This is a genomic window from Providencia sp. PROV236 (assembly GCF_033676985.1).
In the GTDB taxonomy this organism is placed as follows: domain Bacteria; phylum Pseudomonadota; class Gammaproteobacteria; order Enterobacterales; family Enterobacteriaceae; genus Providencia; species Providencia manganoxydans.
Map to the genome: position 1 here is coordinate 713,037 of NZ_CP096297.1, position 23,743 is coordinate 736,779.

The 23,743-nt window shown below is 40.1% G+C and carries 19 protein-coding genes and 1 other annotated feature; of the genes, 14 read left to right on the forward strand and 5 right to left on the reverse strand.

Annotated elements, in window-relative coordinates; all coding sequences use genetic code 11:
- Positions 1 to 9 precede the first annotated feature (9 nt).
- The 6 genes from nadR (at position 10) to M1E96_RS03055 (ending at position 8,006) form a co-directional block, all read left to right on the forward strand.
- Positions 10 to 1,242 (forward strand): multifunctional transcriptional regulator/nicotinamide-nucleotide adenylyltransferase/ribosylnicotinamide kinase NadR, encoded by a 1,233-nt coding sequence (nadR, locus tag M1E96_RS03030; protein WP_070926938.1) that lies wholly within the window; start codon positions 10 to 12, stop codon positions 1,240 to 1,242.
- Positions 1,243 to 1,602: 360 nt separating this feature from the next.
- A complete protein-coding gene (locus M1E96_RS03035) occupies positions 1,603 to 2,313 on the forward strand; it encodes a bifunctional 2-polyprenyl-6-hydroxyphenol methylase/3-demethylubiquinol 3-O-methyltransferase UbiG (protein ID WP_319067031.1) in 711 nt (236 codons plus the stop codon).
- Between the two features lie 461 nt (positions 2,314 to 2,774).
- Positions 2,775 to 3,356, forward strand: coding sequence for a TetR/AcrR family transcriptional regulator (locus M1E96_RS03040; protein WP_070926933.1), 582 nt, complete (start codon positions 2,775 to 2,777; stop codon positions 3,354 to 3,356).
- A 229-nt stretch (positions 3,357 to 3,585) separates the two neighbouring features.
- Positions 3,586 to 5,736 (forward strand): TonB-dependent siderophore receptor, encoded by a 2,151-nt coding sequence (locus tag M1E96_RS03045; RefSeq protein WP_369427367.1) that lies wholly within the window; start codon positions 3,586 to 3,588, stop codon positions 5,734 to 5,736.
- Between the two features lie 20 nt (positions 5,737 to 5,756).
- The gene (locus M1E96_RS03050) at positions 5,757 to 6,890 is read left to right on the forward strand and encodes an ABC transporter substrate-binding protein (protein WP_337979782.1); all 1,134 of its coding nucleotides are present in this window, start codon (positions 5,757 to 5,759) and stop codon (positions 6,888 to 6,890) included.
- Positions 6,891 to 6,908: 18 nt separating this feature from the next.
- Positions 6,909 to 8,006 carry a hypothetical protein gene (locus M1E96_RS03055; RefSeq protein WP_337979783.1) on the forward strand — a complete coding sequence of 366 codons (1,098 nt, stop codon included), beginning with the start codon at positions 6,909 to 6,911 and terminating at the stop codon, positions 8,004 to 8,006.
- 100 nt (positions 8,007 to 8,106) lie between these two features.
- Here the strand turns inward: M1E96_RS03055 and ettA are convergent, their stop codons facing one another.
- Both ettA and M1E96_RS03065 read right to left on the reverse strand, forming a co-directional pair.
- Positions 8,107 to 9,774, reverse strand: coding sequence for an energy-dependent translational throttle protein EttA (ettA, locus tag M1E96_RS03060; protein WP_070926927.1), 1,668 nt, complete (start codon positions 9,772 to 9,774; stop codon positions 8,107 to 8,109).
- A 319-nt stretch (positions 9,775 to 10,093) separates the two neighbouring features.
- On the reverse strand, positions 10,094 to 10,600 hold the full coding sequence (locus M1E96_RS03065; RefSeq protein WP_140182768.1) for a polymer-forming cytoskeletal protein: 507 nt from the start codon (positions 10,598 to 10,600) through the stop codon (positions 10,094 to 10,096).
- A 772-nt stretch (positions 10,601 to 11,372) separates the two neighbouring features.
- Here M1E96_RS03065 and sltY point away from each other — a divergent pair.
- Together sltY and trpR are read left to right on the forward strand one after the other, a co-directional pair.
- The gene (sltY, locus tag M1E96_RS03070) at positions 11,373 to 13,286 is read left to right on the forward strand and encodes a murein transglycosylase (protein WP_272580425.1); all 1,914 of its coding nucleotides are present in this window, start codon (positions 11,373 to 11,375) and stop codon (positions 13,284 to 13,286) included.
- Between the two features lie 151 nt (positions 13,287 to 13,437).
- Positions 13,438 to 13,761, forward strand: a complete 324-nt coding sequence (gene trpR, locus M1E96_RS03075; RefSeq protein WP_070926923.1) for a trp operon repressor — start codon at positions 13,438 to 13,440, stop codon at positions 13,759 to 13,761.
- 310 nt (positions 13,762 to 14,071) lie between these two features.
- Here trpR and yjjX read toward each other — a convergent pair whose 3' ends face one another.
- On the reverse strand, positions 14,072 to 14,608 hold the full coding sequence (gene yjjX, locus M1E96_RS03080) for an inosine/xanthosine triphosphatase (RefSeq protein WP_070926921.1): 537 nt from the start codon (positions 14,606 to 14,608) through the stop codon (positions 14,072 to 14,074).
- Positions 14,609 to 14,660: 52 nt separating this feature from the next.
- Between yjjX and gpmB the strand changes: the two genes are divergently transcribed.
- Positions 14,661 to 15,308, forward strand: coding sequence for a 2,3-diphosphoglycerate-dependent phosphoglycerate mutase GpmB (gene gpmB, locus M1E96_RS03085; protein ID WP_070926919.1), 648 nt, complete (start codon positions 14,661 to 14,663; stop codon positions 15,306 to 15,308).
- 38 nt (positions 15,309 to 15,346) lie between these two features.
- On the opposite strand, the gene robA is transcribed toward gpmB, so the two are convergent.
- Entirely contained in the window at positions 15,347 to 16,243 is an 897-nt protein-coding gene (gene robA / locus M1E96_RS03090) for an MDR efflux pump AcrAB transcriptional activator RobA (RefSeq protein ID WP_272580424.1), read from the reverse strand.
- A 252-nt stretch (positions 16,244 to 16,495) separates the two neighbouring features.
- Here robA and creA point away from each other — a divergent pair, with 252 nt between their 5' ends.
- Positions 16,496 to 16,972, forward strand: coding sequence for a protein CreA (gene creA, locus M1E96_RS03095; RefSeq protein WP_070926915.1), 477 nt, complete (start codon positions 16,496 to 16,498; stop codon positions 16,970 to 16,972).
- Positions 16,973 to 17,146: 174 nt separating this feature from the next.
- Here the strand turns inward: creA and arcA are convergent, their stop codons facing one another.
- A complete protein-coding gene (arcA, locus tag M1E96_RS03100) occupies positions 17,147 to 17,863 on the reverse strand; it encodes a two-component system response regulator ArcA (RefSeq protein ID WP_070926913.1) in 717 nt (238 codons plus the stop codon).
- 788 nt (positions 17,864 to 18,651) lie between these two features.
- Here arcA and thrL point away from each other — a divergent pair.
- The 4 genes from thrL to thrC all read left to right on the forward strand — a co-directional run bounded on the left by thrL (position 18,652) and on the right by thrC (position 23,493).
- Positions 18,652 to 18,720 carry a thr operon leader peptide gene (gene thrL / locus M1E96_RS03105; RefSeq protein ID WP_071599685.1) on the forward strand — a complete coding sequence of 23 codons (69 nt, stop codon included), beginning with the start codon at positions 18,652 to 18,654 and terminating at the stop codon, positions 18,718 to 18,720.
- Positions 18,659 to 18,780: a sequence feature (Thr leader region), on the forward strand. Its footprint overlaps the gene before it by 62 nt.
- A gap of 24 nt (positions 18,781 to 18,804) precedes the next feature.
- On the forward strand, positions 18,805 to 21,264 hold the full coding sequence (thrA, locus tag M1E96_RS03110; protein ID WP_318707566.1) for a bifunctional aspartate kinase/homoserine dehydrogenase I: 2,460 nt from the start codon (positions 18,805 to 18,807) through the stop codon (positions 21,262 to 21,264).
- Positions 21,265 to 21,267: 3 nt separating this feature from the next.
- On the forward strand, positions 21,268 to 22,197 hold the full coding sequence (thrB, locus tag M1E96_RS03115) for a homoserine kinase (RefSeq protein ID WP_369427368.1): 930 nt from the start codon (positions 21,268 to 21,270) through the stop codon (positions 22,195 to 22,197).
- Positions 22,198 to 22,200: 3 nt separating this feature from the next.
- The gene (gene thrC, locus M1E96_RS03120; protein ID WP_070926909.1) at positions 22,201 to 23,493 is read left to right on the forward strand and encodes a threonine synthase; all 1,293 of its coding nucleotides are present in this window, start codon (positions 22,201 to 22,203) and stop codon (positions 23,491 to 23,493) included.
- Positions 23,494 to 23,743 lie beyond the last annotated feature (250 nt).

Genomic DNA, 23,743 nt, shown 5'->3' on the forward strand with positions numbered 1-23,743 from the left:
GGAAAATAGATGGCTGAATTTGATTATCTGAAGAATGCAATTAAGCAGGCTGGCTATACGCTCCAACAAGTTGCTGATGCCTCTGACATGACCAAAGGTTATCTGAGCCAGCTAATTAACGATAAAATTAAAAGTCCTAGTGCGCAAAAAATTGCCGCTTTGCACCGTTTTCTTGGATTAGAGTACCCAAATAAACAGAAAACTATCGGTGTCGTATTTGGTAAATTTTATCCCTTGCATACAGGGCATATCTATTTGATCCAGCGCGCCTGTAGCCAAGTGGATGAACTACACGTTATTCTCTGTCATGACGAGCCACGCGATAAAGATCTGTTTATGAACAGTTCAATGTCACAACAGCCTACGGTGAGTGATCGTCTGCGTTGGTTATTACAGACATTTAAATACCAAAAAAATATTCATATTCATTCCTTTGATGAGCAAGGTATAGAGCCATATCCACATGGTTGGCAAGTATGGAGTGATGGTATGAAAGCGTTCTTAAACAAGAACAATATTCATCCAAGCTATATCTATTCTAGCGAAACCAATGATGCCCCTCGTTATAAAGAGCATTTGGGAATAGAAACTATTCTAATTGATCCTGAACGTACCTTTATGAATATTAGTGGTAATCAAATTCGCCAAGCACCATTCCGTTATTGGGACTATATTCCTACTGAAGTGAAGCCGTTCTTTGTTCGTAAAGTTGCAATACTGGGGGGAGAGTCAAGCGGCAAATCAACCTTAGTCAATAAGCTAGCCAACATTTTTAATACTACCAGTGCATGGGAGTTTGGGCGCGATTACGTTTTTTCCCATTTAGGCGGAAATGAGATGGCATTGCAATATTCGGACTATGACAAAATTGCATTAGGCCATGCCCAATATATTGATTTTGCGGTTAAATACGCCAATAAAGTGGCTTTTATTGATACGGATTTTATTACCACTCAAGCCTTTTGTAAGCGTTATGAAGGGAAAGAGCATCCATTTGTACAGGCACTGATCGACGAATACCGTTTCGATTTAGTGATCGTTTTGGAAAATAACACGCCATGGGTTGCAGATGGCCTACGCAGCTTAGGTAGCAATAAGGATCGCCAAGAGTTTCAATCATTGTTAATTGAAATGTTACATAAGAACAATGTTGAATTTGTTCGTGTTGAGTCGCCTGATTACGATAGCCGTTTTTTAACCTGCATTTCATTAGTTCAACAACTATTAATGTTGGATGAATAAATTATAAAGGTGCCTGAAGATAGTTGGCACCTTTATATTTCCTCTCTTATGTTATTTCAATAAAGTTTAGATGCTATATACTCGTTATACTTCAAGTTGCAGGATTGTTGACTACACTCAGTGAGTTGAGTCACAGAGTTTATCTATGCTCCCCGCCTATCTTCACTTGTCGGCTAACTGCATCTCGAATTATTTAGAGTATATATTTAAAATTTTATGAGTATCATTAATATATTTATTGAGATATAGCTTATGTTTAAATTATATTTATAATTGATTTTTTTTATTATTTCTATTTGTTTTTTTAAAGATTAAATTATCATTAATATAATAAACATGATATGAGTGATAAACAACGATATGTCACAATTTGATCTTTTAGCTCCTATTTATGACAATATGGATATTTTACCATTCAGGAAAGAAATAGAGATTCCTTCTGTATTAAAAATGCTTGGTGATATATCTGGAATGAGTGTTTTAGATTTCGGTTGTGGCTCTGGATATTACGCATGTTTATTGAAAAAACGGGGAGCCAAACGTGTTGTAGGTTATGATATAGCGAATGGGATGTTGGAATATGCGAGAAACAAAGAATTAATCAATCCTCTCGGTATTGAATATGTATCAACATTAGATAACTTAGAACAGCAATTTGATTTAGTGTTAGGTGTCTATGTTCTTCCTTATGCGGGCAGCCGTGAAAAATTGCAAAGTATGGTTAATAATATGGTTAAGCTAATTCGCCCAGGTGGACGGTTATTAACATTACCATTAAATCCGAAATATTCGATCATCTCTGATTATTATGTGCCATATGGGTTTAAAATAGTAAGCGATTCCCCTTATCAAGATGGCTCAACGTTTCAATTGCATCTTCTGTATAATACGCCACATATTATTAATGGTTGGTATTGGTCTTATGAAGTTCTTAATAATGCGTTTAAAAAATCAGGATTGACTAATATTCAATGGTCAAAGCCTAATGTTAAAGACTCATCATTATCAACACAATTTAGTCGGTATATCAATAATCCTCACACAGTAATGGTTAGCGCTAGTTACATTTAATTTATATCTATTTTAATTATGATTTTTTTATCCTTTTAGAAAATTACTTTAATTATCAATTCGAACGATTACCATTAAGTCAGTGGTGCGAAATGTGCATAAATGACTCTAACTCATTACTTTACAGCATGTTGGCAGTGTTTGAAAAACCTATATATAACGATAAGAGCTTGATTGAATTATATCAATATACATACCATTTTATGAGCGATAATACAGAGCAATTTTTGCAGGGAAGTGGTATTGAGCAACCAAAATTTGATCAAGCAGAATTGTATCGCTATTTAATAAATTTAGGGTGCATGTAGCAAGGGGTAAAATACCTTTTAAAATCTAACTTTTAGAGGGAAAAATAGTTTGCGATTTCATCTATTCAGAGTATAGATTTAAGTATGTTTACATTAAATGCTATGATGGCTTTTTACCTCCGCTGTTCGCTACATAGCATTAAGAGAAATATCATGACAATACAACCTAAAAAGCCAAGAACAAAACCCGCAGAAGAACGGTTAGATGACCTGATGAATGCAGCGGAGAAACTGTTTCTTTCTAAAGGATTTGTGAGTACCACAGTCAGTGAGATTGTCTTGTCTGCTGATGTTGCAAAAGGGACTTTTTATCACTATTTTCAATCTAAAAACGACATTATGGAAGCGTTACGTACCCGTTATATGGATTGGTATTTAGGGCATATTCAAGCTGAACTGGACAAACAAGACAGTGCCTACGCGAAATTGAAATCGTGGTGTGAAAACAGCGTTACATACTATGTTGAAAAGCAAAATATTCATGACATGCTTTTTCACGATGAATATCACGGGCGTGGCAATGATCATGAAACCAGAGCTGTTGAGCAAATTAAAGCTATTCTGGCTTTCGGTGAAAAAACACAACAATGGCCGGCTTTGCCTCCAGAGCTAATGGCCACAATGCTCTATCATGCTATGCATGCTGCTGTTGATAACTTATCAAATACTACGGAATACAATCAGCATAATTTAGGTGAGATCCTTTATCAGCGTTTCCGTCTACTTCTTAGTTAAATTTGTCAGATATCTCTTCGAGAATATTATTTAGCTAATTTTTATGTCTTCTTTTTATGAAGACATATTTTGCTAAATATCAAATAGTTAACTATATCCTTCATTGCTATATTGATGATAAATTTGTCTTTTTAAATGCAAATGATTATTAATTAAGTTGACCGGTGGTCGGTCGACATCTATGCTAGCGCCATTAAAATTTCATCTTTACTTCATTGGCTTATATTGTATGGATAATTTCACTTCCCAACGCTACATACAGACAACCATTGGTTTAATGATTTCTTCTGCGTTAATTTGTTCAAGTACGGTTAATGCCAGTTCAACAGCTGATGTATTAGTAGTCACTGCGACAGAAAATAGCGATACCGAACCAAGAGGGTATGCCACTAAGACACAATCCACGGCAACCAAAAGCTCAGCTTCATTATTAGAGACACCTCAATTTGTTTCGGTGATCAAACGTGAGCAAATGGATACATTACCATCAGAATCTCTGAGTCAGGCTTTACGTTATAGCGCAGGGGTGACCAGTGAAAAATATGGGGCATTTGGTAGCGGTATCGATTTTTCAAAAATGCGTGGGTTTGACGCCGATTATTATTTAGATGGTTTACGGGTCATTGGTAATAGTGGAATTTGGGGGCCGCAAATTGACTCGTGGACGTTAAATAGTATTGAAGCGGTTCATGGCCCATCATCTGCTCTTTATGGTCAAGGAGGTGCAGGTGGTGTGATCAACATGCAGTCTCGTCGACCAATCGCTCAAGGCTCCCATCAAATTCAATTTCAAAAAGGCAATTTTGATAATAATGCGGTTAGGTTTGATTCAACCGATGCATTGAATGATGACGAAACATTATTGTATAGAATAAATGGATTGGCACTCTCTAGCGATTCACAAGTTAATTCATCTAAGCAATCCCGTTACTTACTGGCACCTTCCATCACTTGGCAGCCTAGTGACGAGTTCAGTTGGACCGTTTTAAGTCAATATCAACGTGACCCTCATATGGGACACTACAATACATTGCCTGCTCAAGGGATAGGTTTACTGCCTAACTCGAACGGCAAGTTAGATTTGACTCAAAACTACAGTGATCCTCAGCATGAGAAATCAGAGCGAACCCAATGGTCTATCACTTCACTCGTTGACTACCAGATAACACCTTCCTTTACGTTCAAACAGAATATGCGCTATTCGGATGTTGATACGCATATTAAACGCGATTTTACTCGTGGATTTCTAGCGGGAGACCGCTTACTAACAGCGGTGTATCAAGATTCACCAAGTAAATCTAAAACGTTAGTGGCTGATAACCAATTGGTTTATAAATTAACGTTAGGCTCAGTAAATCATGAATTACTTTCTGGTTTTGATTATCAAACAGGAAAACTTGATAAAGATTGGTGGGGGTCACAAACGGTAAGTTTTGATCCATGGATAAAACCACATCATCCTGAGTTTCAACCTTATCCAGTCTCTCGCACATCAACAACTCAACGTTTTGATCGTTATGGTATTTATTTACAAGATCAACTCAGTTGGCAGCAATGGGATTTGATCCTCAGCGGTCGTTACGATTGGTCGTATTTAGATACCGATAATAACCTCACAAAAACAACACAAAAAAATGATACATCAGCATGGAGTCAACGTATTGGGCTCACCTATGCTTTCGAAAGTGGTTTTTCACCGTGGATCAGCATTTCTGACAGTTTTGATCCTGTTTTAGGAACCGATGCTGAAGGTCACTCCTTTATTCCCACTGAATCAAAACAAACAGAATTAGGGCTGAAATACCAAAACCAATCAGGCGATTTAATGCTAAGTCTTGCCGCATATGAACTTGAGCAAAAAAATGTCACCACGCATAACCCATTAAACCCTGATTACTATAACCAAACGGGTAAAGTGCGTTCCCGTGGCATTGATTTCGAAAGTCGGATCACAATCACCCCTTCACTCAATATGATGCTTAATTATGCTTATACCGATAACAAAATCACAGAAAGCCAAGACCTCTCAGTTCTGAACAAGCACCCTGTTCAAGTGCCTAAGAATAGTGGTTCTGCATGGGTAGATTATCGTTTTCATTCACCTTATTTAGATGGCGCTCTAGTGGGGGTAGGTGTTCGCTATTTAGGGGAAACATGGGGTGATAATACCAATACATTTAAGGTTCCTGCGGTATGGTTAGGAGATATCAGCGTTAGATACCAAATGGATGCCTTAGTGCCTGAATTAGTCGGAATGGAACTGGGTGTCACTGTGAGTAATATCACCAATAAATCTTATATTGCGAGTTGCACTAGCGCGACTTATTGCAGTATTGGCACCGATAGAACGTTACTGACTACGCTCAATTATTATTTTTAATTCCCTTAGGTAAAAAATATATGACAGCTTCCAAAAGGGATTTCATCAAAGCCGGATTGGCAACAATGGTACTGAGTGCAGTGCCATCTTCTGTCCTTGCAAAAAAAAGGCCCGTCGTTAGGGATATTCTCAATCGTTCTGTTGAGTATCCCGAAAAGATTGAGCGTATCTATTTAGCCGATTCTTCATTAGTTTTTCTCTATGCAACATTACGTGGTCGCCATTTCTTACAAAAGCTAGTGGCGATCCCAAATAATTTCCGTACCGCTGACTTACGTAGTTATCAGCAATACAGTCATGCTTTTCCTGATATAAAAATGCTTCCTCACTTGCCAGCGATTGGTGGAGCTCAGGTTAATTTAGAAACGGTCTTGGCATTGAAACCTAACATTATTTTCACAACGACAGGTACGTACGCAGGGCTCCAAGCTAATGGTTTACTGACCTTATTACAGCGGGCTGGTGTCTCAGTCATCGTACTTGATATGAGCATTGATCCTATTGCCAATACACCCAAAAGTATTTCAATTATGGCGGAGGTGTTAGGGCTACAAAACCGAGCTAAGCAAATAAATCAGTTTATTAAGACACATTTAGATATTGTAAAAACTCGCTTAATGAGCGCTAAACCTGAAGCGATAAACGTGCTACTCGAAAGAGCTGCTGGCTTTTCCGAGGAGTGTTGCTTCGCGTATGGTAATGGTAATTTTGCACAGTTCTTAACCTTTGCTGGAGGGGTTAATGTGGCAAGCCAATATATTGGTACCACTTATGGCGTGCTTAATCAGGAAACCATTATTCACACTAAGGCACAAATGGTGATTGTTACGGGAACTGACTGGAGTGGTTATAACCCAAAGGGTAATTGGGTTGGATTAGGGCCGGGCGCTAATTTATCAATTGCTCGGCAAAAACTTCGGCTGTTAATGGAGCGTAACGCTTTTAAAACACTCACAGCAGTGAAACAACGGCAAGTTCATGCTATTTGGCACACTTTCTATGACAGCCCCTTCGGTTTTATCGCTATTTTAAAATTTGCTAATTGGTTATATCCAACGTTGTTTGCGGATCTTGATGCCAATAACGTTTTTCAGTCTTTTACTGAGCAATTTCTGCCCGTTGAGTGGGAAGAAGGTTACTGGGTTTCACTTTAATAAAAGGATTATACAACAATGATTTATTCCCCTGATCCGCTACGTCAGCAAGTTGAAAAACAAAGCAATGGCCAACGAACAATAATTTACAGCCCTAAAGGCCAACCTAATTATGTATTTATTGTCCCTCGTTTTAATTTAGAAACGATAGATAAAAACCTAGGTAGCGGTATTCATCCTGCATTTATCGTAAATAATAAAGCTATCGATGCTTTTTTTTACTCTTGCTATTCTGCCAGTTTACGGGATGGCGAGTTAGTGAGCCAACCTAATCAGATACCCGCCTGCAATCTCGATTTATTGCAATTTCAATCTTTAGCCAAGAAAAGCGGACAAGGTTGCCATATTAGTACTAACGCACAATGGTGTGCATTAACTGCACTTATTAATCAAAATAATTATATTGTGCAAGGAAATACAGATTATGGCAGAAATTACCTTAATATTGATGAAAGTCGCTCCCGTATTGATGGTTTAGCGATTGGTCGCAGTGAGGGCACACCGACCACACGTACAGAAACACAATGGAAAAGTTGGCATCATAATCATCAGCTGACAGGGATCAGTGATCTTGTTGGCAACCTTTGGGAATGGCAAACGGGTGTTCGTTTACATGCAGGTGAAATTCAAGTTATCCCAAATAATGATGCGGCGATTCTTTCAGGTGACTCAATATTAGATTGGTGTGCTATTGATATGAATACAGGAAAATATATTACGATAAATAGCCCAAACAGCGCTAAATATGACTCCCCGATAGCCAAATTAGATGGCAACGCGGGATCTCCTGTTATTTCACAAAATATTTTAAATTTTAATGGTGATCCTACAGATTCTAGCTATCCCGCAGGGTTGCTCGATAGCCCTTTCCGACTTGTTGCTACCGCTAATCAGGAAAACATTCCTAGCTTACTGAAGGTATTAGGACTGGCACCTTATCAAAACAAGCAAGTTGATGACCAAATCTATTTACGTAACTATGGAGAGCGTGCTTTGATGCGTGGTGGGGCTTGGTATTCACAAGCAAGTGCAGGGATCGATGCGCTATGTCTCAGTCATACGGCAAAACATAGGAGTATGACAGTCGGGGCAAGAACGGCTTGGTTATACTCGTGATCTTTCAAATTGTAGCATTATTGATGATGTCTCGCTGAGTTTATATCTCGACATATTTTGTTATGCCCCCTTTAATAAAAAGGGGGCTATTAGCTGAAAGCTACTTAGTTATACGCTTATATTTGATACGATGCGGTTGCAGTGCATCGGCACCAAAGGTACGTTTTTTGTAGTCCTCATATTCACTAAAGTTACCTTCGAAGAAAGTGATATTACCTTCGTCTTGGTAATCGATGATATGAGTCGCAATACGGTCAAGGAACCAACGGTCATGCGAGATAACCATTGCACAGCCTGGGAACTCCAGCAGGGCGTTTTCCAATGCACGTAAGGTTTCAACATCGAGGTCGTTGGTTGGTTCATCGAGCAGTAAGACGTTACCGCCAACTTGCAATAGTTTTGCTAAGTGCAAACGACCACGTTCACCACCTGATAATTCGCCAACGCGTTTGCCTTGGTCGACACCCTTGAAGTTAAAGCGGCCAACATAAGCACGGCTTGGGATCTCAAAGTTACCAATACGCATGATATCTTGACCGTTAGAGATCTCTTCCCAAACGGTTTTGCTGTCATCCATTGAATCACGGAACTGATCAACGGAAGCGATTTTTACAGTATCACCAAGAGTGATGGAGCCTGAATCAGGTTGTTCTTGGCCTGAAATCATACGGAACAACGTTGATTTACCTGCACCGTTTGGACCGATGATCCCAACAATTGCCCCTTTAGGAATGGAGAAGCTAAGGTCATCGATAAGAACGCGGTCACCATAGGATTTGCTTAGGTTCTCAACTTCGATCACTTTATCCCCTAAACGTGGTCCAGGTGGAATAAACAACTCACTGGTTTCATTGCGTTTTTGGTACTCGACGCTGTTAAGCTCTTCAAAGCGAGCCAAACGTGCCTTACCTTTGGATTGACGACCTTTAGGATTTTGACGGATCCACTCAAGCTCTTTCTCAATAGACTTACGGCGAGCAGCTTCCGTTGACGCTTCTTGCGCCAGACGCTGATCTTTTTGTTCAAGCCAAGATGAATAGTTGCCTTCCCATGGAATACCTTCACCACGGTCAAGTTCAAGGATCCAACCTGCGACATTATCGAGGAAGTAGCGGTCGTGGGTAATGGCCACAACAGTACCTTCATAGTCATGTAGGAAACGCTCTAACCATGCAACCGACTCAGCATCTAAGTGGTTAGTTGGTTCATCGAGCAGTAGCATATCCGGTTTTTCTAGTAGCAAACGACAAATTGCCACGCGGCGGCGTTCACCACCGGATAGGTTTTCAATTTTTGCATCCCATGCAGGAAGACGCAAAGCATCTGCTGCGCGCTCTAACTGATTATCCAAGTTATGGCCATCTTGTGCAGAGATAATTGCTTCTAGTTCGCCTTGTTCTTTGGCTAACTTATCGAAATCAGCATCTGGATCTGCATAAGCGGCATAAACTTCATCTAAACGTGTTAACGCATTTTTTACTTCAGAAACCGCTTCTTCCACGGCTTCGCGCACCGTATGTTCAAGGTTAAGTTTAGGCTCCTGTGGTAGGTAGCCAATTTTTATACCCGGTTGAGGACGTGCTTCCCCTTCAATTTCAGTATCGATACCAGCCATAATGCGCAGTAGCGTTGACTTACCAGCACCGTTGAGACCTAAAACACCTATCTTAGCGCCAGGAAAGAAGCTCAGAGAGATATTTTTCAAAATATGACGTTTCGGTGGAACAATTTTCCCCACTCGATACATAGAATAGACGAATTGAGCCAATTTACTTTACCTATTGTTTTATAAATGAAAGTTCAATACTTGAAGTATGACGAGTATATATTGCTGCATTATACCTTAGCGTAGGCTGGTTGCCGCAAACATTTATGCGATTCACTCTAATTGTTCCTCATCTTAAGTCAACAGTTGTATGTTTTTTAGATAATAGTGTTCAGGAACGGGGTTATACAGATATCTATCAGCGTATACTTTAACGCGATGTTCAGAATGATTGATGGCCAGTTGAAGATGAGTCTTGGCATTATTAATTTTATAGCAGTGATTACTGCTATAAAATTAATTTAATGGAGAAATAAAAGGGTTATTGAACGGATACGGTGGGGGTTTCTAGTTTTACGACATCTGGTTTATTTTTAACATCACTGAGTTGTATTTTTTTATCTGTTCTTTCTGATGTTCCTGTAAAAACCCCGCCTTTTTTAATGGTAAGGTTTTTGGTTTGACAGATGCCATCTAGCTGACCATTTTCTAAGATATCTAAATCTTCAGAAACACATAGTCCTTTCATTTTTCCATTAATAGAGATGGTTTGGGCATAAATTTCACCTTCAACAACCCCTTCTTTTTGGATAGTCACAACGCCATTATTGCTACGAATACTTCCTTTTACATGGCCAAATATTTGGATGTCATCATCTAAAGTTAAATCACCCGAAATATGACAACTGCTTGAAATAGAGGTGCTTTTTCTAGGAGCGGCAGTTTGTGTCAATTTTTCTTCTTTTGTTTCAATAACGTCTTTACTACCAGCAGATAAGTTTGTTTTGGTTGGTTCAATTGAATTATCTTTATTTTTTTTCGCAAACATCTGTTTATTCCTTGTAGAGAGTAAATAAAAAATAATGAAGAATATGATCAAGAAAGGCAGAGATACAATCGAAGTATGAATATCGGTTAATACGTATATTAAAAGATAAGCCCACCCACAGCCTAAAATAGAAAAAAATAAATTTTTGAAATCCATATCCTATCTCATTTTATTTTAAAGGTTTTATACTCTAAATAATTCGAGGTACAACTTGGCGACAAGTAAACGAGTCGCTAGGAGCATACATCAATAGATGACTGGTTCGTGTGAGCCTAGTCAACAGTGTTGCAGCTTGAAGTATGACGAGTATAGGTTTATTCCAAATGAGCCAGTTTAAATTCACTAATCATAATATTTAACCGTAAAGATGCATGTTTGTCCATTTTTAAACGGCACTGATACTCTTATTTTGGGTTATATAGATAATTGTGCTTAATCAAAGCCAGGCTTTAGGTTGTTTTTTTATTTAATCGATTGTTTTAAAATGAATTTTTATTATGTTATTTTAATGCTATCTTATGACTTAATTTGGCTTTTTATTCGACTTATTGAGTATGTAATACCTCATTTTGAACAATATCCATTGATTAAGCTATATTTTAGTGGGTTTTGATATCGTAACGCTATTTATCTCTATTGAATTTAAATTCAAGAACTCTCTGGTTCTTTTTAAAGCAAAAATTCAGCTTAATGGCATTCATCAAGTGTATACTCTGAGTATGTACTCTAATAGTGATAACTCTGCATACAGTAGGAACTAGGGACGTATTAAATGAAAAAATTATTGCTAGCAGCTCCAATTGCCATGATGTTGGTATCTACAGCAGCATGGGCAGACTCTTTACAAGCACAAAGAGATCGTTATCAAGCCATCAAACAAGCTTGGGATGCTAAGCAAATGGATGAAGTTGAACGTTTATTACCAACGCTGCAAGACTATCCATTATACCCTTATTTAGAATATCGAGAACTAACTCAAGATCTTGATATTGTTTCACCAAGCCAAGTACAAAAATTCATTGATGCACATCCTACATTGCCCGTAGCTCAAACATTGAAAACACGTTTTATCAATGAGCTTGCCCGTCGCCAAGAGTGGAAATCGTTACTGGCTTTCACTCCTGAAGAGCCAAAACCTGCGCAAGCAAAGTGTAATTATTACTACGCAAATTGGGCCACAGGTAATAAAAACTTAGCGTGGCAGGGGGCTGAGAAATCATGGTTAAATGGCCGTTCTATGCCAGAAGCTTGCGATAAGTTATTTAACGAATGGGAAAAAGCGGGCTATTTGACACCTGAAATGATCCTTGAGCGGATCCATCTTGCTATTGATGCAGGTAATACTTCAATGGCGGCTTATCTCGCGAAACGTTTGCCACCAAGCTATCGAACAATTGGTGACGCATTAGTTAAGTTACAAAATGATCCTGCATCTGTGACTCATTTTGCAAAAACAATGACACCAACCGATTTTTCACGTCAAGCAACCATTGCGGCATTCAGCCGTTATGCACGTCAGTCACCTGATGCCGCACGTATTGCATTACGAGGTATTAGTAGCGCGCAAAAAATGAATATGGCTGAAACGCAAAAAATGAAAGACAGTATTGCTTGGCAATATATGGGCGATGTCACGCCTGAGCAGGCTAATTGGCGAGATGAAACAATTGCTGAAACAAATTCTACGACTCTCAAAGAGCGTCGTGTTCGTTTAGCACTTGGCTTAGGGGATAAAGCTGGGGTGGCGCATTGGTTAAAACAATTACCAGCCGATGCTAAAAATAAAGAAGAGTGGCAATACTGGCAAGGGATCACTTTAATCGACGAAGGGAAAAAAGCCGAAGGTGAGGCGATATTACGTAAGCTCATTAATGGTCGTGGTTTTTACCCAATGGTTGCAGCTCAGAAATTAAATATTGAGTATCCGCTGTATATTAAAACGGCTGAAAAACCAGAAGACAACCTTGATAAGTTACCTGAAATTCAGCGTGTTCGTGAATTGATGTATTGGCAAATGGATAACCTAGCTCGAACTGAATGGGTTAGCTTAGTCGCCTCCTTGCCTGCTAATCAGCAAGAGCAATTAGCGCGTTATGCGTTTAACCATAATTGGGCTGATTTGAGTGTGCAAGCAACGATCACCGCAAAATTATGGAATCATTTAGAAGAACGTTTTCCTCTGGCGTGGGAAAAAGAGTTTGAGCGTTTCACAACCGATAAATCAATCTCAAAAAGTTATGCAATGGCGATCGCAAGACAAGAAAGTGCGTTTAACCCACAGGCTCAGTCTCCAGTAGGCGCGACAGGCCTTATGCAATTAATGCCAGCCACCGCCAAACATACCGTACAAAAACAAGGCATCAGTGATTATGTCAACACAAGCCAATTGACCAATCCTGTAAAAAACATTGAGATTGGTACTGCCTATTTGGATGATGTTTACCAACAATTCTCGCATAACCGTATTTTAGCCAGCGCAGCCTATAATGCGGGTCCTTCAAGGGTAACGCGTTGGTTAGGTAATAGCGGTGGTCGTATAGATGCGGTGGCGTTTGTTGAAAGCATTCCTTTTTCAGAGACCCGTGGTTATGTGAAAAACGTGCTGTCCTACGACATTTTTTATCGCTACTTTATGGGGCAAAATGGACCTGTTTTAACGGATAATGAGTGGTTGATGAAATATTGATCCCTGAATTGATTATCGATACTTGTCATGTTTTAAGTCGCAGCGTTGTTGACAACACTTAGCTGCAACTCGAATTATTTCATGTTATGTAGGTGATTTGCTAAAGAGTATGTTATGATTTTGTACTAGTTAAATAGTATGGTTGGATAACATGACAGCAAATCACCTTAATGACCCGGCACTCACCACCAATGAGAACGATGACTGGCAACGCTTCGTTAAGTTACTTCAGCTTGCATTTGAGCAAGATTTACAGCATCCGATATTACAATTATTACTGACACCCGATGAGCGCACAGCTCTGGCGACTCGAGTACGTATCGTTCAAGAATTGATGCGCGGTGAGATGAGCCAAAGGGAGCTGAAAAATGAGTTAGGGGTAGGTATTGCAACCATAACTCGCGGTTCCAATAGTTTAAAATCAGCGCCACAAGATGTTAAAGCTTGGTTGGAAGAACAATTACTTAAAAAGTGAAGTGTGATACAGCCATAAATAATACTAAAGGTATCTGGGCGATAAATAAGTCTCTACTCGTCATACTTCAAGTTGCAGCGTTGTTGACTACGTTCACTCACGTCAGTCACATCGTTTTCTATGCGCCTAGCGATTCGTTCATTTGGTCGCCTAGCTGCACCTCGAGTTATTTAGAGTATAAATAGTGTAAATTGTGTCATTGATGCAAACAATAAGGGGCAAAGACTGCCCCTTTTGTTATTTTTTCGTTATACTCGGCGTGTGTATCGTGTTGCAGTATTTAATTGATAATACGCCTCACGATGCTGAATTAATCTTCTATCTGGTTTAGCTCTTTATAAATTTCATGCTTAATGGGAACCAGTGCCAGTATCAGTGCTTGTTGGTAAACACTTGTGCGTGTAAGTACCCCGTTAGTGAAAAAACCAATAGCGCCGCCTTGTTGTTTGATATTATCAATACCGGTTAAATCCGCCATCTCATCGCCAAGCTCACGTCCTTCACGGATACCTGCGAGAACTTTTTCAGGGATCATAATACTCGCTGAACGTGACTCTCCACGGATTTGTTTATGTTCAATCACAATCCATGCAAAAGTCATGTCTTCATCGATGCCGGCTTCGATACCGACCCAGAAATCGGCTTCTGGACGTACTTGTCTTGATGCCATGACGCGTTGTCTTGCACCTGTACGGGTTTCATTATTACCGATTGGTTGCTGTGGAACGCTGCTATCAACGTTAATATCTTCGATTTGATAACTGCCTGGCCCAAAAACAGCATCGAAAGCAAGATGAATTGCTTTAATTTTGGCAGGATTAGTCGTTGCAGCTATAACTTGGTACATTAATTATTTTCCTTTGAACACATACTTTACAAAGTAATAACGGAACACATCTATGTTACAGGTTTATCTTGTTCGCCACGGCGAAACCGAATGGAACGTGGCTCGTCGTATACAAGGGCAATCTGACAGCCCACTTACTGCTACCGGTCGTTTGCAAGCTAGGCAGGTGGCCGAAAGAATAAAGTTAGAAGGCATTACCCATATTATCACTAGTGATATGGGACGCACACGTGAAACTGCACAAATCATCGCTGATGTTTGCGGGTGTGAAATTATCACAGAACCGCGTCTTCGTGAACTAAATATGGGCGTTCTTGAACAACGTGAAATCGAAACCTTAACAGAACAAGAAGAACAATGGCGTAAAAGCCTTATCGATGGCACCCAAGGTGGGCGGATCCCGAATGGCGAATCGATGGAGGAGTTATACCTACGTATGTTTGCTGCATTAAATAGCTGCTTAGAGCTTCCAGAAGGAAGCCGACCATTGTTGGTCAGTCACGGGATCGCATTAAGTACATTACTAAGTCGTATTTTAGGCGTGCCTGCCTACTCAGAGCGCCGCTTACGTTTACGTAACTGCTCGATTTCACGTGTTGATTATCAAAATAGTCCTTGGCTAGCTAATGGCTGGATAGTTGAAAGCACCGGTGAAGTGACCCACTTAACTCAACCTGCTTTGGATGAACAGCAAGCGTAGCTTAATTTGGAGTTTCAGATTATTGAAACTCCAAATCATCACCGTCTAATTGGAATATAGTAATCAAAAGCGGCAATATGTGATTTTGGGTCATCATTCTTATAATTAATATCGCTTACTTTGATATCTTTAAGTTTATAATGCTCAATATCGTAGCCTGGCCTGCGAGTCAGGTTAAGCTTAGGCAGATACACCCCATATATTTGATAAAGAAACTCTTGCATTGCACCACTTGTCGGTTCACCGCTAAAGCTAAACTTCACATACTCCCCAGCAGGGATGGTTAAATGGCTATATTCGGCGTTGTTAAAGCTAGCATCTTCAGGCTTAACCGCAGTTGTATAAAATACCGTTTGTTCATCTTCTTTTTCAGTGTTATGGATAGCATGATGCAAGCCAAATACTTCAGAAGCGATACTTGTTGTATGGTCTAGATAATAATGCCAGAACGTTCGGCGCATCTGTGAACAAGCACTTGACCACTCTTCTAGAGCATAAGAACAGCTTTGCTCTAAGCCGATTAATGGCTGCTCCTGCATTTGAACAAACTCATGATCTAGATGGCGATGGTCATCCAAAATAATTGGCGGGCAAATACCCGTAGCACACCATTCGTCAGTACGGCGATAATAAGCAGGTGTTAAGCTAAATTGCTTCTTAAATGCACGAGTAAACGTTTGTTGTGAATCAAAGCGATACTGTAGTGCAATATCAAGAATTGGGCGACTGGTAAGGCGTAGAGCAACAGCTGCACGAGAAAGTCGACGAGCGCGAATATAAGCGCCTATCGCTTGGTCAGTCACGTCTTTAAACATCCGTTGTAAATGCCACTTGGAGTAACCGGCTTTTGCCGCAACATTATCGAGTGATAGGGGTTTATCTAAGTTATCATCGATCCAGCGTAGGAGGTCACGAATAATATTTGTTTGATCCATGTATATCCCCAGTCGAGAAGACTTTAAAAACAGATATAGGTTATCAAGGAACGCCTATTCTATATCAAGTTACCTTTTTCGTTTATAGTAAAAGAGTTATATTTACCATTTAGTTATATATTCAAAAGAATTTGAGTTGTGGGTAGGCCGCTATTTCAGTGCCGCCAGCCCCTTGCAACTTGAAGTATGATGAGTATCAAGATGCTGCCAACGTAAGCGAAGCCGCATCTTCTGGTTGAAAAGGAAACCTGTATGCGTTTTGGCAAGTTAAAAAAAGTATTTTTGGCATCACTAGTATCGGCATTACCTTTTGCGACATTTGCGGAGGAGATTGGCTCAGTTGATACAGTATTTAAAGTTTTTGGGCCAGATCATAAAATCGTTGTTGAGGCATTTGATGATCCTGATGTAAATAATGTGACTTGCTACTTAAGCCGTTCAAAAACCGGGGGGATCAAAGGTGGCTTAGGTCTTGCAGAAGACACGTCTGATGCCGCTATTTCATGCCAACAAGTTGGTCCTATCGAGCTCAATGATCGTATAAAACGTTCACCTAAAAAACCACATGTGGTATTCCAAAAACGTACTTCATTGGTATTTAAAAAGCTACAAGTGGTGCGCTTTTATGATCCTAAACGTAATACGCTAGTTTATCTCACTTACTCAGATAAAATGATTGATGGCTCACCGAAGAATGCAATCAGTGCCGTGCCTATCATGCCATGGTAATCATACATACTTGTCATACTTCAAGGTGTAGCGCTATTCGTTAGGGTATAAGTGTGTCGTTCATGTATTACTTAGCTGCACCTCTCATTATTTAGCGTATAGATTAAATAATATAGAGTGCAGTAAAACAAAAACCGGCGGGATGGCCGGTTTTTTTATCGATAGCGAGACGAATTATTCGTCCAAATCACCACAGAAACGGTAGCCTTCACCATGGATGGTAGCAATGATTTCCGGAGTATCAGGTGTTGATTCGAAATGTTTACGAATACGGCGAATAGTCACATCCACTGTTCTGTCATGTGGTTTCAATTCGCGGCCTGTCATTTTCTTCAGTAAGTCCGCACGGGTTTGAATTTTACCTGGGTTCTCACAGAAATGTAGCATGGCACGGAACTCACTACGTGGTAATTTGTAGTGTTCACCGGCTGGGCTAACTAATGAACGGCTATTGATATCAAGCTCCCAGCCATTAAATTTATAACTTTCAACTAAGCGGCGCTCTTCTGTGCCACCTGATAAGTTCATGGTGCGAGAAAGCAAATTACGTGCACGGATCGTCAACTCACGAGGGTTAAACGGTTTAGTGATATAGTCATCAGCACCAATTTCGAGCCCGAGGATCTTATCAACCTCATTATCACGGCCTGTTAAGAACATTAAAGCGATACTTTCTTGTTCACGCAATTCACGAGCCAGCAACAGGCCATTTTTACCTGGTAAGTTAATATCCATGATGACCAAATTGATGTCATGCTCAGAAAGAACATTATGCATCTCTTCGCCGTCAGTAGCTTCGTGGACAACATAGCCTTCCGCTTCAAAGATACTTTTTAGCGTATTGCGTGTGACAATCTCATCTTCAACAATTAAAATGTGTGGGGTCTGCATATTTGCTACCTAAAGTTTTAAAATAAAATTAGTGAACACATAAGCCGCTTCCAAGATTAGGTGGTTTTGTTTTTATGTTTTTTGGAAAAACGCGTCTATGAGTTATAAATTAGTTGTCGAGTCAACGTTACTATATAATACTCGCCATACTTCAATTTGCAGTGTTGTTGGCTATGCTAACTCTCACCAGTTACATAGTTTTCTATGCTCCTAGTGACTCATTCACCTATCGCCTCGCAGTAACTTGAATTACTTAGAGCATACTATTGCCTCTGTTATTATCAGATTCAAAAATGAATCAAAATTTAGGCATTTTCCCAACGTTGGGCTGTTAACAGCAATATAACAGCTAATACTGCATTTACCACCTAAAAAAATAACTTTTGTTGATACATATCAAAATCAATTGTAGCACGTTAACAAAATTTGTTAGTAAGAAAACGTGACAAATTCTATACATGTTTAACTATCAGATCATGCCTTACGATTTGCTAAGTTGCATTCTTGTATATTTTTGAAAGCTGTATTAAAAATAAACATAGTGCTGACAAAATCTCTTAAAAAAATCATAAAAATTTTATATCGACATTTGTTAATTTTTTGGTTTTAAAAGTTACCGCTTGGTGGGTTGTTCCATTTTCTGCTCAATTTTTATTTAATATATAGAATAATTTTTGATAAGTTACCGCTAGCAGAGAACGCTTTTTTTGCAAATAAATTTGACATTTTTAGGTAATTGCTTTAACCGTATAGGGAGAAAGTAACAAATTAAGAGACAGACAGAATTTATGCGTAACATCAGCCTGACAACGATTATTATTACCACCACCGTAACCACAGGAAACGGGGCGGGCTGACGCATCCAAAAAATAAAAAATGAAAAAGCCCGCATCCAATAAGATGTGGGCTTTTTTTTGGTGTTAAATCAGGAGAGGAATACCATGCGTGTGCTTAAATTTGGCGGTACTTCGGTTGCAAATGACGAACGAGTACTCAATGTTGTTGACATCGCTGAAAGTAAATTGGCTGATGGACAAGTGGCTTTGGTGTTATCAGCACCAGCAAAAATCACGAACCATTTAGTCGCAATGATTGATAAAACGGTAGCAGGTCAGGATGTCATCACGCATGTGAATGATGCAGAAATGATTTTTGCTAACCTCCTAAAAGGATTGAAAGAAAAACAGCCGGGTTTTGAATACGACAAGTTGAAAAAACTGACTGAACAAGAATTTGCACAAATAAAACAAGTACTGCATGGTATTACTCTTCTAGGCCAATGCCCTGATAGCATCAATGCTTCAATCATTTGCCGAGGTGAAAAACTCTCTATTGCAATCATGGAATCAGTGCTAAAAGCACGCGGGCACAACGTTACCGTGATTAATCCAGTTGAAAATTTACTCGCTGTTGGTCACTACCTCGAATCAACGGTCGATATTAACGAATCAACCAAGCGTATCGCTGACTTAAATATCCCGAAAGATCACTTTGTATTAATGGCGGGTTTCACCGCAGGAAATGATAAAGGTGAACTAGTGGTATTAGGCCGTAATGGTTCCGATTACTCAGCAGCCGTGCTTGCCGCTTGCTTACGCGCTGATTGTTGTGAGATCTGGACTGACGTTGATGGGGTTTATACTTGCGATCCCCGTTTGGTACCTGATGCACGCTTATTGAAGGGAATGTCTTATCAAGAAGCGATGGAACTCTCCTATTTTGGCGCAAAAGTCTTGCATCCACGCACTATCGCCCCAATTGCTCAATTCCAAATTCCTTGCTTAATTAAAAATACCACCAACCCAAGTGCACCGGGAACTCTGATTGGTGATGGTCAAACTGATGACAGTACACCAGTTAAAGGGATCACCAATCTTAATAATATGGCGATGATCAACGTCTCTGGCCCCGGTATGAAAGGAATGGTTGGCATGGCGGCACGTATTTTCTCGGTGATGTCACGCAAAGGGATTTCTGTCGTACTGATCACTCAATCATCTTCTGAATACAGTATCAGCTTCTGTGTGCCTCAAAATGAGTTAGGCCGTGCACGTCACGCATTAGAAGAAGAATTCTATTTAGAGTTGAAGGATGGTGTATTAGACCCTCTGGATGTGATGGAACAACTAGCGATCATTTCAGTCGTTGGTGATGGTATGCGTACACTTAAAGGGATTTCAGCACGTTTCTTCTCTGCATTAACCCGTGGCAATATCAATATCGTTGCGATTGCTCAGGGCTCTTCTGAGCGCTCAATTTCAGCCGTTATCGCTAATGGTTCAGCAACCACGGCAGTGCGTCTATGTCATCAAATGTTGTTTAATGCAGAGCAAGTCATCGAAGCCTTTATCATTGGTGTTGGTGGTGTCGGTAATGCGCTGATCGAACAAATTCGCCGTCAGCAACAATGGTTGAAGCAAAAACATATCGACCTGCGTGTTTGTGGTATTGCGAACTCAAGGGCTATGCTGACCAATATGCAAGGCATTTCACTGGATAATTGGAAACAAGAACTCGATCAAGCAACCGAACCATTTAGCCTAAGTCGCTTGATCCGTTTAGAGCGTGAGTACCATTTCCTCAATCCAGTGATTATTGATTGCACATCGAATCAAGAGATTGCTGAGCAATATGTGAATTTCTTAAAGGATGGCTTTAACGTCGTTACCCCAAACAAAAAAGCCAACACATTATCAATGGATTACTACCATCAACTGCGGTTAGCAGGGGAAGCTTCAAAGCGTAAATTCCTTTACGATACTAACGTTGGCGCAGGTTTGCCTGTTATCGAAAACCTTCAGAATTTACTTAATGCAGGTGATGAACTGGTTCACTTTAGCGGTATTCTTTCGGGCTCACTCTCTTTCATTTTTGGGAAGCTGGATGAGGGAATGTCATTGTCTGAAGCGACAACATTAGCAAAAGAAAAAGGATTCACTGAACCTGACCCACGTGATGATTTATCGGGTATGGACGTTGCTCGTAAACTCTTGATCCTTGCACGCGAAGCGGGCTACCAACTAGAGCTAAGTGATATTGAAATCGAAGCGGTACTCCCTGTTGAATTTGATAGCTCTGGTGATGTTGCAACCTTCATGTCACGTTTACCGCAACTTGACCAACAATTTGCTGATCGTATAAAAGCCGCAGAAGCAGAAGAAAAAGTGTTACGCTATGTTGGATTAATTGAAGAAGGGCGCTGCCAAGTGAAAATTGTTGCCGTTGATGGTAATGATCCACTCTTCAAAGTAAAAAATGGCGAAAACGCATTGGCTTTCTATACACGCTATTACCAACCAATTCCTTTAGTTCTCAGAGGGTATGGTGCCGGTAATGATGTTACTGCTGCCGGCGTATTTGCAGACATGTTACGTACCCTATCATGGAAATTGGGAGTCTGATAAGTGATTAAAGTTTATGCGCCCGCTTCAATTGGTAATGTCAGTGTCGGGTTTGATGTATTAGGTGCGGCGGTATCGCCAGCAGATGGAAGTTTACTCGGTGATTGCGTCACTGTTGAGGCGGCTGAACGTTTTTTTTTACACAATAAAGGGCGCTTTGTTTCTAAGTTGCCCAAGAAAAATGAACACAATATTGTTTATCAATGTTGGGAGCTATTTTGTGAGCGGTTAGGCAAACCTTTAAATGTTGCGATGACGCTCGAAAAAAATATGCCAATTGGTTCCGGTTTAGGGTCAAGTGCTTGTTCTGTCGTCGCTGCATTAATGGCATTGAATGAATTTGCAGGCCAACCTTTTGATGAAACCACCCTACTAAGTATGATGGGAGAGCTTGAAGGCCGTATTTCAGGTAGCGTGCATTATGATAATGTTGCCCCTTGTTATTTGGGTGGTTTACAGCTGATCATTGAGCAAAATGGTATTATTTCTCAGTCAGTTCCTGCATTTGATAATTGGTATTGGGTCATGGCTTACCCTGGAATTAAAGTTTCTACCGCAGAAGCCCGAGCCATTTTACCTGATAGCTACCCACGCCGTGATATTGTTAACCATGGGCGTTATTTATCAGGTTTTATCCATGCTTGCCATACTGGTCAGCCTCAACTGGCTGCGACCATGATCCAAGACGTGGTTGCGGAACCTTACCGCACACAACTGCTTCCAGGGTTTGCAGCAGCGCGTAAAAATGCTTATGAAATTGGTGCGCTTGCATGTGGCATCTCCGGATCTGGCCCAACACTGTTTGCGATTTGCGATGATCGACAAATTGCAGAGAAGATGGCTGATTATTTACAACAACATTATATTCAGAACGATGAAGGCTTTGTGCATATTTGCCGTTTGGATCTCAAAGGTGCAAGGACAATAGGGTAAACAATGAAACTGTATAACTTGAAAGATAATAGCGAGCAAGTTAGCTTCGCACAGGCAGTCAAACAAGGTCTTGGTAAGCAACAAGGTTTATTTTTCCCGCAAGAGTTACCTGAGTTCAGCGCTGCTGAGATTGACGAGCTACTGAAACTCGATTTTGTGACTCGTAGCAGCCGCATATTGACGGCATTTATTGGTGATGAGATCCCAGAAGCGGAGCTTGCGGCACGGGTTAAAGAGGCATTTGCTTTCCCTGCACCTGTTACACAAGTTGAACAAGACGTCGCGACGTTAGAGCTGTACCACGGTCCAACACTGGCTTTTAAAGACTTTGGTGGCCGTTTTATGGCTCAAGCTTTAGGGCAGGTTGCAGGCAATCAGCCGGTGACTATTTTGACAGCGACATCGGGTGATACAGGTGCTGCGGTTGCACATGCTTTTTATCGTTTGAATAATGTTCAAGTGGTTATTTTATATCCAGAGGGCAAGATTAGCCCGCTGCAAGAAAAACTATTTTGTACTTTGGGTGAAAATATTCACACCGTTGCTATCAAAGATGATTTTGACGCTTGCCAAGCATTAGTTAAACAATCTTTTGATGATGAAGAGCTGAAAAAAGCACTACATTTAAATTCGGCTAACTCAATTAACATCAGCCGCTTATTGGCTCAAATTTGTTACTATTTTGAAGCAGTCGCTCAGATCCCAGCCGATAAACGCCAACAATTAGTCATTTCAGTTCCAAGTGGTAACTTTGGTGATTTAACCGCAGGGTTGTTAGCGAAATCAATGGGACTGCCAATCAAACGCTTTATTGCGGCAACGAATGTGAATGACACCGTGCCTCGTTATCTTGAACAAGGTGAATGGCAACCTCATCAAACAGTAGCAACACTGTCAAATGCGATGGATGTGAGCCAACCGAATAACTGGCCTCGCATTGAAGAATTATTCCGTCGTAAGGGATGGTCGCTAAAAGATCTTGGCCATGGTGTCGTAACAGACGAAGTAACGAAAGAAACCGTTCGTGAGCTAGATAAAAAAGGCTATATTTCTGAACCTCATGCTGCTGTTGCTTATCGCGTTTTGCGTGATCAGCTACAAGAGGGAGAATATGGTTTATTTTTAGGAACGGCGCATCCAGCCAAGTTTAAAGAAAGTGTAGAGGAAATTTTAAATAAACAATTACCTTTACCGCAGGCTTTAGCAGAGCGTGCAGATTTACCTTTGTTATCGCATTTCTTGCCTTCAGACTTTATGCAATTAAGAGCGTTTTTAATGGAGCGAGCACCTAAATAAACGTTTATTTAGGAAAACGGAAGCGAACTGCTTCCGTTTCAGATTGTTGACAAACAGGGTTGTTTGACAATAGCGATATAAAGGTTATTTGAAATAAACTTAGAAAATCATTTATTGATTTTCGAATGCTAATACAAAGCGGGAAAAACCACATTTGTGTCCCGTTTTGTCAGCAACCTTCAACGAAAGTGTATGACGCCCACTGTCATGTATCATAGTCATTAAAGTAAATTATGTTAAACATATTATA

Excerpts from the sequence above, each read along its gene's own strand:
- nadR (WP_070926938.1), top strand. The coding sequence starts at position 10 with ATGGCTGAATTTGATTATCTGAAGAATGCAATTAAGCAGGCTGGCTAT.
- M1E96_RS03035 (WP_319067031.1), top strand. The coding sequence starts at position 1,603 with ATGTCACAATTTGATCTTTTAGCTCCTATTTATGACAATATGGATATT.
- M1E96_RS03040 (WP_070926933.1), top strand. The coding sequence starts at position 2,775 with ATGACAATACAACCTAAAAAGCCAAGAACAAAACCCGCAGAAGAACGG.
- M1E96_RS03045 (WP_369427367.1), top strand. The coding sequence starts at position 3,586 with ATGGATAATTTCACTTCCCAACGCTACATACAGACAACCATTGGTTTA.
- M1E96_RS03050 (WP_337979782.1), top strand. The coding sequence starts at position 5,757 with ATGACAGCTTCCAAAAGGGATTTCATCAAAGCCGGATTGGCAACAATG.
- M1E96_RS03055 (WP_337979783.1), top strand. The coding sequence starts at position 6,909 with ATGATTTATTCCCCTGATCCGCTACGTCAGCAAGTTGAAAAACAAAGC.
- M1E96_RS03065 (WP_140182768.1), bottom strand. The coding sequence starts at position 10,600 with ATGTTTGCGAAAAAAAATAAAGATAATTCAATTGAACCAACCAAAACA.
- sltY (WP_272580425.1), top strand. The coding sequence starts at position 11,373 with ATGAAAAAATTATTGCTAGCAGCTCCAATTGCCATGATGTTGGTATCT.
- trpR (WP_070926923.1), top strand. The coding sequence starts at position 13,438 with ATGACAGCAAATCACCTTAATGACCCGGCACTCACCACCAATGAGAAC.
- yjjX (WP_070926921.1), bottom strand. The coding sequence starts at position 14,608 with ATGTACCAAGTTATAGCTGCAACGACTAATCCTGCCAAAATTAAAGCA.
- gpmB (WP_070926919.1), top strand. The coding sequence starts at position 14,661 with ATGTTACAGGTTTATCTTGTTCGCCACGGCGAAACCGAATGGAACGTG.
- robA (WP_272580424.1), bottom strand. The coding sequence starts at position 16,243 with ATGGATCAAACAAATATTATTCGTGACCTCCTACGCTGGATCGATGAT.
- creA (WP_070926915.1), top strand. The coding sequence starts at position 16,496 with ATGCGTTTTGGCAAGTTAAAAAAAGTATTTTTGGCATCACTAGTATCG.
- arcA (WP_070926913.1), bottom strand. The coding sequence starts at position 17,863 with ATGCAGACCCCACACATTTTAATTGTTGAAGATGAGATTGTCACACGC.
- thrA (WP_318707566.1), top strand. The coding sequence starts at position 18,805 with ATGCGTGTGCTTAAATTTGGCGGTACTTCGGTTGCAAATGACGAACGA.
- thrC (WP_070926909.1), top strand. The coding sequence starts at position 22,201 with ATGAAACTGTATAACTTGAAAGATAATAGCGAGCAAGTTAGCTTCGCA.